The sequence below is a fragment of the Arthrobacter sp. B2I5 genome, from assembly GCF_030816735.1.
Classification (GTDB): domain Bacteria; phylum Actinomycetota; class Actinomycetes; order Actinomycetales; family Micrococcaceae; genus Arthrobacter.
In genome coordinates this window covers 1,338,299-1,354,063 of sequence record NZ_JAUSYF010000001.1, presented here as the reverse complement: position 1 = coordinate 1,354,063, position 15,765 = coordinate 1,338,299, and the positions used below count along the sequence as shown (strand labels likewise).

Annotated in this window: 11 protein-coding genes; 4 read left to right on the top strand and 7 right to left on the bottom strand. The window is 64.0% G+C overall.

Annotation, left to right across the window (positions count from 1 at the left end; translation table 11 throughout):
* The first annotated feature begins 156 nt into the window (after positions 1 to 156).
* Positions 157 to 405: a WhiB family transcriptional regulator gene (locus QFZ60_RS06450; RefSeq protein WP_003804966.1), complete on the top strand. Its 249-nt coding sequence runs from the start codon at positions 157 to 159 to the stop codon at positions 403 to 405.
* Between the two features lie 137 nt (positions 406 to 542).
* On the opposite strand, the gene QFZ60_RS06445 is transcribed toward QFZ60_RS06450, so the two are convergent.
* Genes QFZ60_RS06445 through QFZ60_RS06430 form a run of 4 tightly spaced genes read right to left on the bottom strand, consistent with a single transcriptional unit; the run spans position 543 to position 8,888 of the window.
* Complete coding sequence (locus tag QFZ60_RS06445; RefSeq protein WP_018768501.1) at positions 543 to 2,009, bottom strand: sensor histidine kinase; 1,467 nt, start codon at positions 2,007 to 2,009, stop codon at positions 543 to 545.
* 27 nt (positions 2,010 to 2,036) lie between these two features.
* Complete coding sequence (locus tag QFZ60_RS06440; RefSeq protein WP_307089127.1) at positions 2,037 to 6,890, bottom strand: NAD-glutamate dehydrogenase; 4,854 nt, start codon at positions 6,888 to 6,890, stop codon at positions 2,037 to 2,039.
* Positions 6,891 to 6,945: 55 nt separating this feature from the next.
* Positions 6,946 to 8,250 (bottom strand): chromosome partitioning protein, encoded by a 1,305-nt coding sequence (locus tag QFZ60_RS06435; protein ID WP_307089125.1) that lies wholly within the window; start codon positions 8,248 to 8,250, stop codon positions 6,946 to 6,948.
* Complete coding sequence (locus tag QFZ60_RS06430; protein WP_307089124.1) at positions 8,247 to 8,888, bottom strand: hypothetical protein; 642 nt, start codon at positions 8,886 to 8,888, stop codon at positions 8,247 to 8,249. The genes QFZ60_RS06435 and QFZ60_RS06430 overlap by 4 nt, the downstream gene beginning before the upstream one ends.
* A 153-nt stretch (positions 8,889 to 9,041) precedes the next feature.
* Between QFZ60_RS06430 and QFZ60_RS06425 the strand changes: the two genes are divergently transcribed.
* The gene (locus tag QFZ60_RS06425) at positions 9,042 to 9,257 is read left to right on the top strand and encodes a helix-turn-helix domain-containing protein (protein WP_142117008.1); all 216 of its coding nucleotides are present in this window, start codon (positions 9,042 to 9,044) and stop codon (positions 9,255 to 9,257) included.
* 5 nt (positions 9,258 to 9,262) lie between these two features.
* Here the strand turns inward: QFZ60_RS06425 and QFZ60_RS06420 are convergent, their stop codons facing one another.
* Positions 9,263 to 9,832 (bottom strand): hypothetical protein, encoded by a 570-nt coding sequence (locus tag QFZ60_RS06420; protein WP_307089121.1) that lies wholly within the window; start codon positions 9,830 to 9,832, stop codon positions 9,263 to 9,265.
* Positions 9,833 to 10,590: 758 nt separating this feature from the next.
* Here QFZ60_RS06420 and QFZ60_RS06415 point away from each other — a divergent pair.
* Entirely contained in the window at positions 10,591 to 10,881 is a 291-nt protein-coding gene (locus QFZ60_RS06415; RefSeq protein ID WP_307089119.1) for a LysM peptidoglycan-binding domain-containing protein, read from the top strand.
* Positions 10,882 to 11,024: 143 nt separating this feature from the next.
* Positions 11,025 to 11,528, top strand: coding sequence for an Rv3235 family protein (locus tag QFZ60_RS06410; RefSeq protein ID WP_307089116.1), 504 nt, complete (start codon positions 11,025 to 11,027; stop codon positions 11,526 to 11,528).
* Between the two features lie 154 nt (positions 11,529 to 11,682).
* Here QFZ60_RS06410 and secA read toward each other — a convergent pair whose 3' ends face one another.
* Together secA and QFZ60_RS06400 are read right to left on the bottom strand one after the other, a co-directional pair.
* On the bottom strand, positions 11,683 to 14,424 hold the full coding sequence (secA, locus tag QFZ60_RS06405; RefSeq protein WP_307089113.1) for a preprotein translocase subunit SecA: 2,742 nt from the start codon (positions 14,422 to 14,424) through the stop codon (positions 11,683 to 11,685).
* A gap of 99 nt (positions 14,425 to 14,523) precedes the next feature.
* On the bottom strand, positions 14,524 to 15,735 hold the full coding sequence (locus QFZ60_RS06400) for a winged helix-turn-helix domain-containing protein (protein ID WP_307089112.1): 1,212 nt from the start codon (positions 15,733 to 15,735) through the stop codon (positions 14,524 to 14,526).
* Positions 15,736 to 15,765 lie beyond the last annotated feature (30 nt).

Below are 15,765 nucleotides of genomic sequence, written 5' to 3'. Positions count from 1 at the left end.
GACGGATATCAAGTGTTATTACCCCTTGTTTACACCGCGTTAACATGACAGGCTTGATGAAGATGACCAAGGGGGCCCAGAGGGCCCTTTTCCTTTGTAGCCACTAGTGAATAATTTCACAAAGGGCTTTTCCCAGAAATGGAGCAACTGATCAGCATGGATTGGCGTAACCGCGCAGCGTGCCTCGACAAGGACCCGGAACTGTTCTTCCCCGTCGGGAATACAGGACCGGCCCTCCTGCAGATCGAGGAAGCCAAGAGCGTCTGCCGCCGGTGCCCCGTCGTAGACACCTGCCTGCAGTGGGCCCTTGAGTCCGGCCAGGACGCCGGCGTCTGGGGCGGCATGAGCGAAGACGAGCGCCGCGCACTCAAGCGGCGCGCCGCCCGTGCACGGCGCGCCTCCTAGGTAACCCGGCAGCAACCACAGGTCTTAGCAAACGCAAGACAGAGGCCCCTTGGACAATTCCCATTGGATTGTCCAGGGGCCGCTGTCTCTTAAACTCTGCTTTGCGGCCGGGCGCGTCCCCAACCAGCCTGGTGCCGCTACTTCCCTGCCAGGCTGAGCCGGATCTTAACCTCGGTCCCACCGCCCTCGCGGCGCTCCCAGGTGATGGTCCCGCCCAGCTCGCTGGTGACGAGTGTCCGCACAATCTGAAGTCCTAGGCCCTCAACGTGCGGAGTCTGTGGAAGCCCCACTCCGTCGTCGGCAATCGTCACTGTCAGCTCTTCGCCGTCATCCCCCTCGGACCGGTCGGCAACCAGCCAGACTGTTCCCGCCCGCCCCTCAAGTCCATGCTCCACCGCGTTGGTCACCAGCTCGTTAATGACGAGGGCCAGCGGGGTGGCGAGATCGCTGGGGAGCTCACCGAATGTACCCGAGCGTTCCGTCCTGACCTGCTGCGAAGGCGAAGCCACCTCGGCCGAAAGCCGGAACTGGCGCCCTATCAGTTCGTCGAAATCAACACTTTGCGTCAGGCCCTGCGACAAGGTTTCGTGGACCAGCGCAATCGTGGCCACACGCCGCATCGCCTGCTCCAGGCCCTGCTTCGCCTCGTCGCTGACCATGCGCCGGGACTGCATCCGCAGGAGCGCAGCCACGGTCTGGAGATTGTTCTTGACGCGGTGGTGGATCTCCCGGATGGTGGCGTCCTTGGTGACCAGCTCCATCTCGCGCCGGCGCAGTTCGGAGACGTCACGGCAGAGGACCAGGGCCCCGAACCGCTGCTGTTCATCCCGCAGCGGGATGGCCCGCAGGGACAGGCTGACCCCGCGGGACTCGATCTCGCTCCGCCATGGCATGCGTCCGGTAACCACCAGCGGCAGGGTCTCATCAACCATGCGCCGGTCCTTGAGCAGGCCGGCGGTCACCTCGGCCAGAGAGCGGCCTTCAAGGGATTCGCCATCACCCAGCCGCCGGAAGGCCGAAACCCCGTTGGGGCTGGCGTACTGGACCACGCCATCGGCATCCAGCCTGATGAGGCCGTCCCCCACCCGGGGCGCGCCGCGGCGGGAACCGGTAGGCGAGGCGAAGTCCGGCCACAACCCCAGCGTGCCCATCCGCAGGAGGTCGTAGGCGCACTGGCGGTAGGTCAGCTCCAGCCGTGACGGCATCCGGGAACTGGAAAGGTCCATGTGGGTGGTGACCACCGCAAGGGTCCGGCCGTTGCGGACCATGGGAACCGCCTCCACCCGCAGCGCCATCTCGCTGTTCCAGTTCGTTTCACTGGACCGCTCAATGGACCGGGAGTTCCATGCCTTGTCCACGAGCGGCTGCAGGTCGGAGCGGATTCCCTCTCCCACAAAGTCGCTGTGGAACGCTGTGTGCGTAGTGGATGGCCGCACGTGAGCCAGGGCGATGTAGCCAAGCTCCGGGTGGGGGAACCAGAGCGCCAGGTCCGCGAAAGCCAGGTCCGCGACCATCTGCCAGTCCCCCACCAGGAGGTGCAGCCATTCGGCATCGCCCGGCCCGAAATCAGCATGTTCCCTGATGGGGTCCGTAAAGATTGCCACTGCACCTCCATTTGCGACGCCGGATTGCTAACGTCGGACGATTGACCTCAAGAGCCTCAATGCTACCGACAGTGAGGCCATGTCGTCGGCTTCCAGTGCGTTCACCTCGTCGAACATGCTCTTCGCCCTGCCCAACTGCTCGGCATTCTGCGCTTCCCAGTCCTTGAGCCGCGCGTCGGGTGAGTCGGCGGCGGACGTGGCTTCCAGCACCGCCGTCGTCATGTCCGACACTGTCGAGTACAGATCATCACGCAGGGCGGCCCGGGCCAGTGCCTGCCACCGGTCCTGGCGCGGCAGGCTGCTGATCCGCTCCAGCAGCGAGTCGGCATGGAAACGGTTGAACACCGTGTAGTAGACGGCGGCAATCTGCTCCACCGGATCCTTCCGGGTCCGGGCGATCTTGGCGATATCCAGGAGCACAAAGCTTTCGAACAGCTCGGCCCAACGCAGGGCAAGGCCTTCGGGGAGTTGCCACTCGCGGCCCTTCGCCAGCCACTCCGCCACGCGTTCCCGGTCGTCGCCGCGCAGGTAGTCCAACAGCCGGGCCCGCATCGGATCCATGAGGGGCTTGAACTCGGCCACCACGTCGGCAATGGGACGTGAAACACTCTCCTGGCTCAGCAGCCAGCGGACCGCCCGGTCCAAAAGCCGGCGGATGTCCAGGTGGACCGTGCTCCAGTGCTCCGTGGGGAACGAGGCAGGCAGGCTGTTCAGTTCGCCCACCATGGCATCCAGTTCGTATACCTCGCGCAGGGCCACGAAAGCCTTAGCGACGGCTACTTCGCTGGCCGATGTCTCCTCCATGACGCGGAAGGCGAAGGTGATTCCGCCGAGGTTGATCATGTCGTTCGCCACTACCGTGGCGATGATCTCGCGGCGCAGCGGGTGGGTGTCCAGCTCCGCGTCAAAGCGTTCGCGCAGCTGGTGGGGGAAGTATGAACGCAGCGTCTGCCGGAACCATGGGTCATCGGCAAGGTCGCTGTCGCGCAGCGCCGTTGCCAGCTCGATCTTGGCATAGGCGGCCAGCACCGAAAGCTCCGGTGACGTCAGGCCCTGCCCCTGCTGCAGCCGGTCCCGCAGCATCGCCGTGGTTGGCAACGCCTCCAGGTCCCGGTTCAAATCGGCGCTCTTCTCCAGCCAGTCCATGAGCCGCTCATAGCTCGGGCTCCACTCCGCCACCCGGGTGCGGTCATTGAGCAGCAGGATGTTCTGGTCGATGTTGTCTTCAAGGACCAGCCGGCCAACCTCATCCGTCATGGAGGCGAGGAAGTCGGCGCGCTCGGCGGCAGGCAGCTTGCCCGCAGCCACCATCCGGTCAACGAAGATCTTGATGTTCACTTCGTGGTCGGAGCAGTCCACGCCGGCGGAGTTGTCGATGGCGTCGGTGTTGAGAATGACGCCCTGCAGGGCTGCCTCGATGCGGCCGCGCTGGGTCATGCCGAGGTTTCCGCCTTCGCCCACCACCTTGACGCGCAGGTCCCGGCCGTTGACGCGGATCGCGTCGTTGGCCTTGTCACCCACGGACGCGTTGGACTCGGAGCTCGCCTTGACGTAAGTCCCGATTCCGCCGTTGTAGAGCAGGTCCGCAGGTGCCAGCAGGATGGCACGCAGCAGCTCCGGAGGGCTGAGTTCGGTGGTGTCCGCCGGGAGCCCCAGCGCGGCCTGCACCTGGGGGGACACGGGGATGGATTTGGCCTGCCGGACGAAGACTCCGCCGCCTTCGCTGATCAGGGACTTGTCGTAATCGTCCCAGGAGGACCTGGGCAGCTCGAACAGCCTCTGGCGCTCTGCAAACGAGGATTCCTCGTCGGGGTTGGGGTCCAGGAAGATGTGCCGGTGGTCGAATGCCGCGAGCAGCCGGATATGCCGGGACAGGAGCATCCCGTTGCCGAATACGTCGCCGGACATGTCCCCCACGCCCACCACGGTGAACGGCTCAGTCTGGGTATCCAGGTCCAGTTCGCTGAAGTGGCGTTTGACGGATTCCCAGGCGCCGCGCGCGGTGATGCCCATGGCCTTGTGGTCGTAACCAACCGAACCGCCGGAGGCGAATGCGTCGCCAAGCCAGAAGCCATACTCCGCGGAGAGGCTGTTGGCAATGTCGGAAAAAGTAGCCGTTCCCTTGTCCGCCGCGACCACAAGGTAAGAGTCGTCGTCGTCATGCCTGACAACGCTCGACGGCGGCACGAGGCGTTCGCCGTCGCCTTCAGTGAGGAGGTTGTCAGTAAGGTCCAGCAGTCCGCGGATGAACGTCTTGTAGCTTTCGACGCCTTCAGCCATCCAGGCCGCGCGGTCCGTGGAAGGATCGGGAAGCTGCTTGGCGAAGAACCCGCCTTTCGCGCCGGTGGGCACGATGACGGCGTTCTTGACCGTTTGCGCCTTTACCAGGCCCAGGACTTCTGTCCGGAAATCCTCCCGCCGGTCGGACCAGCGCAGCCCGCCACGGGCCACCTTGCCGAACCGGAGGTGCACACCCTCAACACGCGGGGAGTAGACCCAGATTTCGAACATGGGCCGCGGGAACGGCAGGCCTTCGATCTGCGCGGGGTTCAGCTTGAAGCTCAGGTGCGGTTTGTGCTGGTAGAAGTTGGTGCGAAGGGTGGCCTCAATGAGGTTGACGAAAGTGCGCAGCACGCGGTCGGCGTCCAGCGTTGCCACCTTCTCGATGGACGCTGCGAGCTCCTGGCGCACGGTCTCCTGGGCCTCGGACCGGTCTTCATCGCTCAGGGCGGGATCAAAGCGGGCCGCAAAGAGCGCCGTGAGGCCTCTCGTCACGTCGGCGTTTGCAAGGAGCGTGTCAGCCATGAAGCCGAAGGAGCTGCTGTTGCCCATCTGGCGCATGTAGCGGGCGTAGGCGCGAAGGACGGTGATCTGCCGCCAATGCAGGCCCTCCCTCAGCACCAGCCGGTCAAAGCTGTCCGATTCAGCAGCGCCCGTGACAGCCGCACCAAAGGATTCGGCAAGGAGCTCCCCCGTGGAGACCGGGTCCACGCCGGCCGGGTACTTCAGCCCGAGGTCGTAAAGGAAGAAGTCGCGGCGGTCTGCTGTTTCGATTTCAAAGGGCCGTTCATCCAGGACCTCGAGTCCGAGGTTATGGAAATACGGCAGGATCTGGCTCAGGCTCTTGGGCTCCAGCATGTAAAGCTTGACCCGGGCATCCTCTTCGAGGGTGGCGCCGGCGCCTTCGGGAAGGTACACGTGCACGCCGGGACGGTCCTGCCGCTCCCCCGACTTCCGCTCGGCGGCGGCCCCGTACTTCTCGAAACGCGCAATGTCCTCAAGCGCGTCCTCTACTTCGTAGTCCACGCGGTAGCTGGCAGGGAACGCTTCGGCCCAGATAGCGGCCAGTTCCTTTGCTTCGGCCGGATCCCGCCCCTCGCGCAGGACTTCGGCAATTCCCTCACTCCACGACCGTGCGGCCCGGACCAGCCGCTTTTCCAGCTCGTCGGCGTTGACATGGCTGACGTCGGCGTCCTTGGGCAGCCGGATGCGGAAGAACAGCCGGGCGAGTGCCGATTCCGTCATGCGGGCTTCGTAATCGATCGAGACCGCCTGGAACGTTTCCCGCAGTTCCTGTTCGATCCGCAGCCTGACGTTGGTGGTGTAGCGGTCGCGGGGCAGGTAGACGACGGCGGACATGAACCGGCCGTAGATGTCCGGCCTCAGGAACAGGCGGGTACGCCGCCGTTCCTGCAGCTTCTGGATTCCCAGCGCGGTGGCGGCAAGGTCGGGAATTTCGATCTGGAAGAGCTCATCACGCGGGTAGGTTTCGAGGATTCCAAGGAGATCCTTGCCCGAGTGCGAGTCCGGCGGGAACCCCGCGTTCTGCAGCACGGCGTCCACCTTCTCCCGGACGATCGGGATATCCCGGACAGAGCCGGCGTAGGCGCTGGTGGCGAAGAGTCCAATGAAGCGGCGCTCGCCGTTGACATTGCCCGCGGCGTCGAAGCTTTTGACGCCGATGTAGTCCAGGTACGCCGAGCGGTGCACAGTGGACCGTGAGTTGGCCTTGGTGATGACAAGGGCACGCTTTTCCCGCGCCTTTTTCCGGCCGGTGTCGGTGAGGTGCTGGATGTGGGGGGAGTCGGCAGCGGCGCGCAAAAGCCCGAGGCCACTGTCTTCGCGCAGTTCGAGGACGTCTTCGCCGTCCACGTTGAGCAGGTCGTATTCACGGTAGCCCAGGAAGGTGAAGTTCCCGTCGTCGAGCCACCGCAGCAGGTCCTTGGCCTGCCGCAGTTCGGCAATCTGCGCCGGATGGGCCACCTGGTCCAGGCTTTCCGCGATTTCCCGGGCCTTTTGACGCATCTTGGGCCAGTCCTCGACAGCGGCCCGCACGTCTTTCAGGACGCGGGTCAGTCCCTCAAGCAGCGACGCTTTCACGTCGTCCGGGACGCGTTGGATTTCGACGGCGATCCACGACTCCATGTGCGAGGCATTCCCGCCCTGGGCAATGAGATGGGACAGGTTTGGCATTGCAGCAGTGTCGCCGCTTGAGATGCCCAAGTGCGCGGGGACCCTGTTGACCTTGACCAGTTCGCCGGTTTCCCGGTTCCTGGTGGCCACGAAAAGAGGGTGCACCACAAGCTTGATGGCGGCGTGCTGCCGGACAAGTTCTGCATTCACCGAATCGACAAGAAACGGCATATCGTCGGTGACGACAAAGATGACGCTGCTGTCCTCTTCGTCCATGATCGAGATTTTTGCCTGCCCTGGCTGCCGTTCGGACGCTGTCCGCCTGTGCTCCCCGGCCCGGGACTCCAATACGTCCCGCGAGTAGCTTCGGGCATCCTCCTCAGCCAGGTGCTGGTAGTAGTCCCCCATGAAACCTTCAAGGCCTTCAATGGAAAGGGGCTGGTCCTCCACACTGGATCCAGACGACATCAACAACGCCTCCATCAGAGATATTCGCCGCACCTTTGCAGCTCTTATGGCGAGCCTAGTCCTTTGCTCTTCGCCTCGGTGTGGAAGAAAATACAGATGATTTCGATTTTCGCTGGTCGGGTGCACAAACCAACTCTCTGATCGAATGCCGAAGGGCCGAGTCGGGGGACGCTTCGAGCAGCAACGACCCTGCCAGGAGGGCTGCGTCTGCGGCTGCGGGGTCGTAAGGCAGGAACGCCTTGAGTCCGGACGCGGGTCCATACCTATCCCAGGCATCCCGCAGTTGGCGCTCCGGGGCCCTTCCGACGGAGGACGAACGCACCTTGTTCATGATGACGGTGGGCGATGCCTGCGGAACTGCGCCTTCCAGTTCGGCAAGTGCACGGACCAACCGGGGTACGCCCACGGGATCAGCAGCTCCCACGGCATAGACGGTGTCAGCAAGTTCCAGCGGGCGCAGCGTAGCCGCGTTCCGCCGCGGCGCCATGGTGTCAAAGCTCAGCTCCTCATCCGCCTCAAGACAAAAGCCGGTATCCACCACCACAACGTCGGCAATCTGCCGGGCCCGCTCAAGCACCAGGGCCAGGGCAGGCGCACGCAGCTCGGTCCACCGGTCGGCGCGGGTTATGCCGGTCAACACCCGGAACGTCCCGGCTGTGGTGGCGATCGTGGCGGCCACCTTACGCAGCGCGTCCGCGTCCAGCAGCCCCTGGTCGGCAAGCCTGCACGCCTGGGCCAGCCCTGCTGACTCATCCAGCAGGCCCAACACCGCCGCCACACTGGCGCCGTAGCTGTCGGCGTCGACCAGCAGGACCCCCCGCCCGTCAGCTGCCATCTCACCGGCAATGTTCACCGCAACAGTGGTCCGGCCCGGGGATCCGGCCGGACCCCAGACGACGATCAGCTCCCCGGCACCGGACCCCTCCGCGTCCAGTTCAGGCACAACGGGTTCTGTTGCCAGCGCAGCCCCGGTATCGGCCAGTGAACTGAGGCTGGCCGGACGAAGCCCGCCCGTCAACTGGGCGACGGCGTCGGCGATCCTGTCTGAAAGCTCAGCGGACTCAATCCCTGTAAGCGCCGAGGCGACACCGATCCTGCGGAGCCGGTCTGCCTCCTCCGCAATATCGGTCAGGGCGATGATAGCCACGCCAACAGCTCCCAGACGGTCCACCAGGGAAGCGCTTAGCCCCTCGGAACCCTCCGCCACCACGGCCGCCCTTGCCAGTCCGCTCTGGCAGGCGGCAAGCAGTTCGGGAAGTTCCGCGCACCGTCGAACCACTGTGACCGGGCCGTGGAGTCTTTCGAGGCCGCCTACCAGGTCCTCACGGCTCTGGCCTACGGTGACAACGGGGATGCTCACCGGGCGCCGCCCGGGTTCCACACCACGGAAATTTTCGCCTCGTTTGCCTGAGCGCCAAGCAAAGCAGGCATCTGCCTGTCCTCCACCAGCACCATCAGCACGGTGGTCTTTGACGATCCAAGGGCTGTGGAACCGGTGGTGACCTCCGCAATTTCCGCTCCGGGAAGGATCAACTTGGGCTCACTGAACCCATTCTTGGCATCCGGCTGCGCCACCCAGACATCCACCCGGGCACCGGCAACTGCCTGTGACGGCAAGGTCTGCTCGACGCTGAGGGCGACAGGCTTCCGGTCCAGCCGATCCACTTCCCCGAGGCTTGCCCTGGGGACCAGTTGGTCCTTCGCAATCCTTTGCATGGCGACAACGTCCTGGGGCAGGCCTGCCTCGACGCTGATGTAGTGCTTTTCAGTGTCGCCCAGCCGCACCTTGGCGGGGACCACGTTCTCCGGCGTCAGGCGCTCACCCACGGCTATGCCTTCCCGCGCAGCGTAGACCTCGGTGGTCCGGTCGGCACTGCCGACAAGGAAGATGACTCCGGCAACTGATACCAGGACCAGGAGGACTCCCACCAGCAGCCGGGGGTCCTTCCACGATGGACGCTTTAGCCGTGCTGCAGTGGCACTTGAATCAGGAACCATACCGTTCTCCCCCTGGATACACCGGACCTGCCCGTGCTGGCCGGACTTCCTCATTGTTACTGCAAGCCCCGGGGAACAAAAGTCAATTGTCCAAATGCGGCCAATCTGTGGATAAGAGCCACAAACTGGACCACTTGGTGGCAAAATGGATGCATGCCCAGGTTCCTCACACTCGCGGACGTCGCGGAACAGCTCCAGATCAACTCCCCTGCGGCCTATGCTCTGGTCCGCAGCGGTGAACTGAAGGCCATCCAGGTGGGCGGCCGTGGGCAATGGCGGGTTGAAGAGAAGATGCTGGAGCAGTACATCCAGGAGCGCTACGCCGAGGCCAGCCGCATGATCCAGGAGTCGCGCTCCAAAACTGTCTGACCCGTTTAGGCCGCGTCGGCTTTGTGGGACCTGATCATCGCCAGCGCCGCGAAGGGTATGGCTGAAACCTGGCCCACGCTGCGGCTCCTCCGCGGCTCGCCGGGAACCACCGTGGCCAGGTCGATGTAATCCCTGCCCACCCGGTCGATGACGCCGGCCAGCCGCACGGCCCCTGCCGCCCCGCCAATCGTTACCGAGACTTCTGCCCGGTCCCGCGCCAGGCCCCGCAGGGCGTGCGCAAGGCCTATTGACCGGCGCACTGGCGACTTCTCCGGCCGCGTCTGCCTGCCCAGACCCACGTAGCGCATTGCGGCCCCGTAAGGAATGAGCACCTGGGTCTGGACTTCATCCAGTACCAGTGCATCCGCTCCCGCATGTGTCAGTTCACCATGCACCATCTCGCCGCAGCTGAGTTGGACGCCGATCCTGTAACCCACCGCCGCACGCAGCCTGTCCTCAAGGGGCAGGCCCACCATCTCGACCCGCGTCCGCTCGTTGACCTCGGTGTCCAGCGCCAGCCGGTCTGCCTCCGCAAGCTGGCTTTCCATGTCATTGAAGAGTGCATCCCAGCGCATTCCGTCAGAGTAGGGTTCCCAGTCCCGCCCGTCAACGGCGGGATTTTTTTCTGTCCAGCGTATGGACAAATGCCTTGACGGCGGTTCAGACTGATGCAATCAGCATCAAAGTGCATCAAACGACATTAAAGGGGCACTAATGGCTCGTTCGGGGAGGATCCGGTGGTGGGATACAGGTATGGCGCTGGCCCTGCTGATGCTTGGCATCCTGCTCTGCGTCCTCGCAGTGGGCCTGTTGTCCCAGTGGCAGCAATCCACCGCGCGGCATCAAGGCGAATCGGTGGATATCCTGCTCGGCGGGGCCACGGCAGTTGCCGGCATTGGCCTTCTGCTCTGGTGGGCGGTCTCACTCCTGAGTGCCTGTGCGTCCGTTCTGCTGGATCGCCTGGGACGGCGCCGGGCCGCGGCGGCCGCGCGAAGGCTTTCGCCTGCTTTCATGCAGCGGGCAGTGGTTGCCGCACTCTCACTGCAACTCGTGACAGGTGTCGCCGCAAACGCGGGGGTGTTGAGTACGGCAGGGCCCGAGTGGACACCAACACAGGAACAGGCGGCGCCGGCCACTGCATCAGACGCGGTCTCCCGCCAACACGTGCCGCAGCCTGCCGCCAGCAACACCCCCCGTGGCGATCGGCTCCAAAACCAGCCACTTCCGAATGAAGTACCGTCAGCCGGCAGGGAAGGCCCTTCACCGGCATGGGAATCCAGCATCCCGCCAGCCGTCACCGGGCTCCGCCCGGGGATGGCAGCCGGCTCCCCCTGTGGTGGAACCGGGACTGCTGGCCGCACCGGAGGCCAGGACCACTGCCGGACCCGGGCTGGGTCGCAGTGACACCGCAGCCACTGACACGGGCGGCCAGACGATGGCGGTGACCGTACTCGCCGGCGACACGCTGTGGGACATCGTTGCTGCCTACCTGGGACCGGAGGCATCAGACGTGGACGTCGCCCTTGAATGGCCACGGTGGTATGAAGCGAACCGTGCGCTGATAGGCGGGAGCCCGGATGTACTGCTGCCGGGCCAGATACTCCGTGCGCCGGCAGTTTCGTAGCCGCTGCCACTCCCCTGCCGGCCGGGCAGGCCGCAGCACCTGCCAAACCCATCGAATCAATTTCAGGCAACAGTCAATCAAAGCAAGAGCCAGCCGAAGCTGTGGCCGGCAGAGTTACGCCGAATCCATCCAAGGGGAACACCATGACAGCATTGACACCCATCCGGGCCGCTGAAGGGCTGGCCGCAGAGGCCAGGCAGGCAGGGACTGACCCCGTCAAGCCCCGGCCAGTGCCAGCGGCAATCCCTGGCGTCCCGTCTTCCGGCGTAAACCCTCCGTCCCTGCAGCCGGTCAGTGAGGCTGCAGAAGTCAGGGCCATTACCCGGGGGACGGTTCAGGCATCCATGGAAGTCCTGGCCGGAATCCGTCCCATCCACCAGTTGGCGCGGCGCCTGGATCCGCGCTGCCTGGCATCGCTGCAGCACCGCGCGGCCCTGATCAGGCGCGAACTCACCAGGACGGGCAATCCCGCCCTGGCCAGGCTGCACAGGAATTCAACCGTCCGCTCCGTACGCGTCTGTGAGGTAGCTGATGGAATCTATGAGGCCAGTGCCGTGGTGGTGGATGACGTGCGGGCCCGCGCCGTCGCTGTCCGGCTTGAGCGCAGCAAGCAGGTGTGGCGCATAGTCGAACTTGTCATCGGCTGACTGTCCCCTTGAAAAAGACCGGGCGAATTGAAAGTTTGAACGGGCAGTGATTCGGAGCGGACAACATGCCAACAGCCGGCGACATGCAAAAGGGCAGGGACGCATCCGCCCCTGCCCTGTTTGCCGCCGCCGGCGGGTACCTGCGGCTGTTCTGCTAGCGCTTCTTCTTTTTCGCGGGGCGTTTGGCCGCATCCTGGGCAGCTGCCTTGGCAGGGTTGCCGGAGCGTCCGCCTCCTGACCGGGTCTCCACCCGGGTCTGGGTTCCACCGCTTTCACTGGGAGCCGTGTACTGCAGCTGCGCCGGCTTCTCGGGAGCTTCAAGACCTGCGGCGTGGACCTGCGGGTCAACATGCTCGGTGTGCCCGCCGGCAGCATCCTGTACTACGACATCTTGGGCAGGGGTTACTTCCACCTCAAGGTTGTAGAGGAACCCGACGCTTTCCTCGCGGATGGCCTCCATCATGCTTTGGAACATGGCGAAACCCTCGCGCTGGTATTCCACCAGCGGATCACGCTGTGCCATGGCGCGCAGGCCGATGCCTTCCTTAAGGTAATCCATTTCGTAAAGGTGTTCCTGCCATTTGCGGCCAATGACGGAAAGGACCACCCTGCGCTCGAGTTCACGCATACTTTCGGAACCGATGACCTCCTCGCGGGCTTGGTACACCAGGCGGGCGTCAGAGAGAATTTCTTCCTTCAGCAGTTCAACCGTGACCCTGGACTTGCCGCCGGCTTCCTCAATGATGTCCTCAGGCGTGACGCTGACCGGGTAGAGCGTCTTGAGGTTCGTCCACAGCTGATGGAAGTCCCAGTCGTCGCCGTTGCCTTCCGCGGTTGCAGCGTCGATCAGGGCCACAATGGTGTCTTCGATGAAGAACTGCACCTTCTCGTGCAGGTCGTCGCCCTCCAGGATGCGGCGGCGGTCGCTGTAGATCGCTTCGCGCTGGCGGTTGAGGACGTCGTCGTACTTCAGCACGTTCTTGCGCTGCTCGGCGTTCCGGCCTTCCACCTGCCCCTGTGCGGAGGCGATGGCACGGGAGACAAGTTTGGATTCCAGTGCGACGTCATCCGGGACCGAGCTGTTCATGAGCCGTTCTGCGGCTCCGGAGTTGAAGAGCCGCATGAGGTCATCGGTCAGCGAGAGGTAGAACCGGGACTCGCCGGGGTCGCCCTGGCGGCCGGAACGTCCGCGGAGCTGGTTGTCGATACGGCGTGATTCGTGCCGTTCCGTGCCCAGGACGTAGAGTCCTCCGAGGTCCAGGACTTCCTCGTGTTCATCCTTTACGGACTGCTTGGCAGCTTCAAACGCTGCAGGCCAGGCTGCTTCGTATTCTTCCGAGTTCTCCTCAGGGTCCAGCCCGCGCCTGGCGAGCTCGGCGACTGCGGTGAACTCGGCGTTGCCGCCCAGCATGATGTCCGTGCCGCGGCCTGCCATATTGGTGGCCACGGTGACGGCGCCCTTCCGGCCGGCCTGGGCAACAATCGCAGCTTCCCGGGCGTGGTTCTTGGCGTTCAGGACCTCGTGCCGGATGCCTTCCTTGGCCAGCAGCTTGGACAGGTACTCGCTCTTCTCCACGCTGGTGGTACCGACCAGGACGGGCTGGCCTTTTTCGTGCCGTTCGGCGATGTCCCGCACCACGGCGTCGAACTTTACAACCTCGTTCTTGAACACAAGGTCCGACTGGTCGATCCGCTGCATGTCGCGGTTGGTGGGGATGGCCACCACGCCCAGCTTGTAGGTGCTCATGAACTCGGCTGCCTCGGTCTCGGCGGTGCCGGTCATGCCGGAAAGCTTGTCGTACATGCGGAAATAGTTCTGCAGGGTGACGGTGGCCAGGGTCTGGTTTTCCGCCTTGATCTCGACGCCTTCCTTGGCCTCGATTGCCTGGTGCATGCCTTCGTTGTAGCGGCGCCCGGCCAGGATGCGGCCGGTGTGCTCGTCAACGATCAGGACTTCGCCGTCCAGGATGACGTAGTCCTTGTCCCGCTTGAACAGCTCCTTGGCCTTGATGGCGTTGTTCAGGAACCCGATCAGCGGGGTGTTTGCGGATTCGTACAGGTTGGAGATGCCAAGGTAGTCCTCGACCTTTTCGATTCCGCTCTCCAGTACGCCAACGGTGCGCTTCTTTTCGTCGACTTCGTAGTCCTTCTCGGGCTGCAGCCGGAGCACCACCTTGGCGAATTCGCTGTACCAGCGGTTGGTGTCCCCCTGGGCAGGGCCGGAGATGATCAACGGCGTACGGGCCTCATCGATCAGGATGGAGTCCACTTCGTCGACGATGGCGAAATTGTGCCCGCGCTGGACCAGTTCGTTCCGGTCCCATGCCATGTTGTCGCGCAGGTAATCGAACCCGAACTCGTTGTTGGTTCCATAGGTGATGTCGGCTGCGTACTGCTGGCGGCGCACTGCCGGGTCCTGGTTGGCGAGGATGACACCGCTGGTCAGGCCGAGGAAGCGGTACACGCGGCCCATGAGTTCGGACTGGTATTCGGCCAGGTAATCGTTGACGGTGACCACGTGGACGCCCTTGCCCGTGAGGGCGTTCAGGTAGGCGGGAGCGGTCGCCACCAGGGTCTTGCCTTCACCGGTCTTCATTTCAGCGATGTTCCCCAGGTGCAGGGCAGCGCCACCCATCAACTGAACGTCGAAGTGGCGCAATCCCAGTGTCCGCGAGGACGCTTCCCGCACGGCGGCAAATGCTTCCGGAAGCAGGTCGTCGAGCTTTTCGCCATCCTGGTGGCGTTCACGGAGACGGTCCGTCTCCTCTCGCAGCTCGGCGTCGGTAAAGGTCTTGAAGGAGTCTTCGAGGGCGTTGATGGAATCGGCATAATTCCTCAGCTGCCGGAGTGTTTTCTTGTCACCCGTGCGGAGAATTTTTTCGATAAGTGATGCCACGTGAAGATGCTCCCAGTCTGATGCCGCCGAATTCTGGCGTGTTCAGTCTACGGGAGAGACACGCGGCCGGTGCCCCTTTTCCCTGAGAGCGGATACTCCTTACAAGCGTGGCAGTTCCTGTGCCAGCCGGGCAGCGAGGTCTCCCGCCGGTCCCACTTCCACATCAGGCAGGCCAAGCCACGGACCCATCAGCATCAGTTCGGCAGCGAGTTCGACGGCGGTGTCCGCCGGTGCGTCCGGCTCGGCGAAGGCGGATCTCACCAGCAGCCGGCCGGCCGCCCGGTCCGCTTTTAGGTCAACCCTGGCCACGATCCTGTCCCGGAGCAGGAAGGGCAGGACGTAGTAGCCAAAACGTCGTTTGGGCTCCGGAGTGTAGATCTCGATCCGGTAATGGAAGCCGAACAGTTCCAGGAGGCGCCGGCGTTCAAAGACCAGGGAATCGAATGGGCTCAGCAGCGCGCGGCCGGTGGCCCGCCGCGGCAGGGCCGCCTCCGCATGCCGGTAGACCTCCCGCCCCCAGCCCGCCACGCTGACAGGCTCCAGCCTGCCTTGCTCCACCAGGTGCGCAACGGCCACCGCCGTTGCCTTGACAGGAGTCCGGAAGTAGTCGGCGAAGCAGCGGATGCTTCCGATCCCATGTGCCCGGGCAGCCGCTTCGGTCAGCCGCTGCAGCGCAGCTGTTGGATCCGTTTCCCCTGCCGCTGCGGCCCGAAATGGGAGGACTTTGGAGGTCAGCGTGTACCTGCGCTCGAATTGCCCCGTCCTGGAGGCAGCCGATACCAGCCCTTCTTCGAACAGGTGTTCCAGGACCCGTTTCACTGCATTCCAGTTCCACCCCCAGTTAATGGTCTGTTTTTCCTCGACATGGCCAATATGGGCGGTCAGTTCGGAGGCCGTCATGGGCCGTGACCTGGCCAGGACCGCCAGGATCCTGGCTGCAACGTCATCGCGGAGCTCCGGGTCCAGCCGCGAGGCGCCAACCCAGGACCGCTTCTGCCATGGAAGCAGATCCGGATAATGCTCCGGCCGGATGTAGCTCGCCTCGTGTGCCCAGTACTCCACCATGCGCCGGGGATGTTTGGCGGACATGCGCTGCAGTATGTCCCGGTCGTAATTGCCCAGGCGGGAGTAGAAGGGCAGGAAGTGGCTGCGGACCAGGACATTCACGGAATCGATCTGGACGAGTTGGAGCCTGGCAAAAGTACGGCCCACCGCCCGTGCTGTCACGGGGCCGGTGGGCCGTCCTTTATGGAGTCCCTGTGCTGCCAGTGCGATCCGCCGTGCCTGGTCAAGGCTCAGCGTTGCCGACAATTCAGTCCTCTCTGATGATGGTTTTGTCCA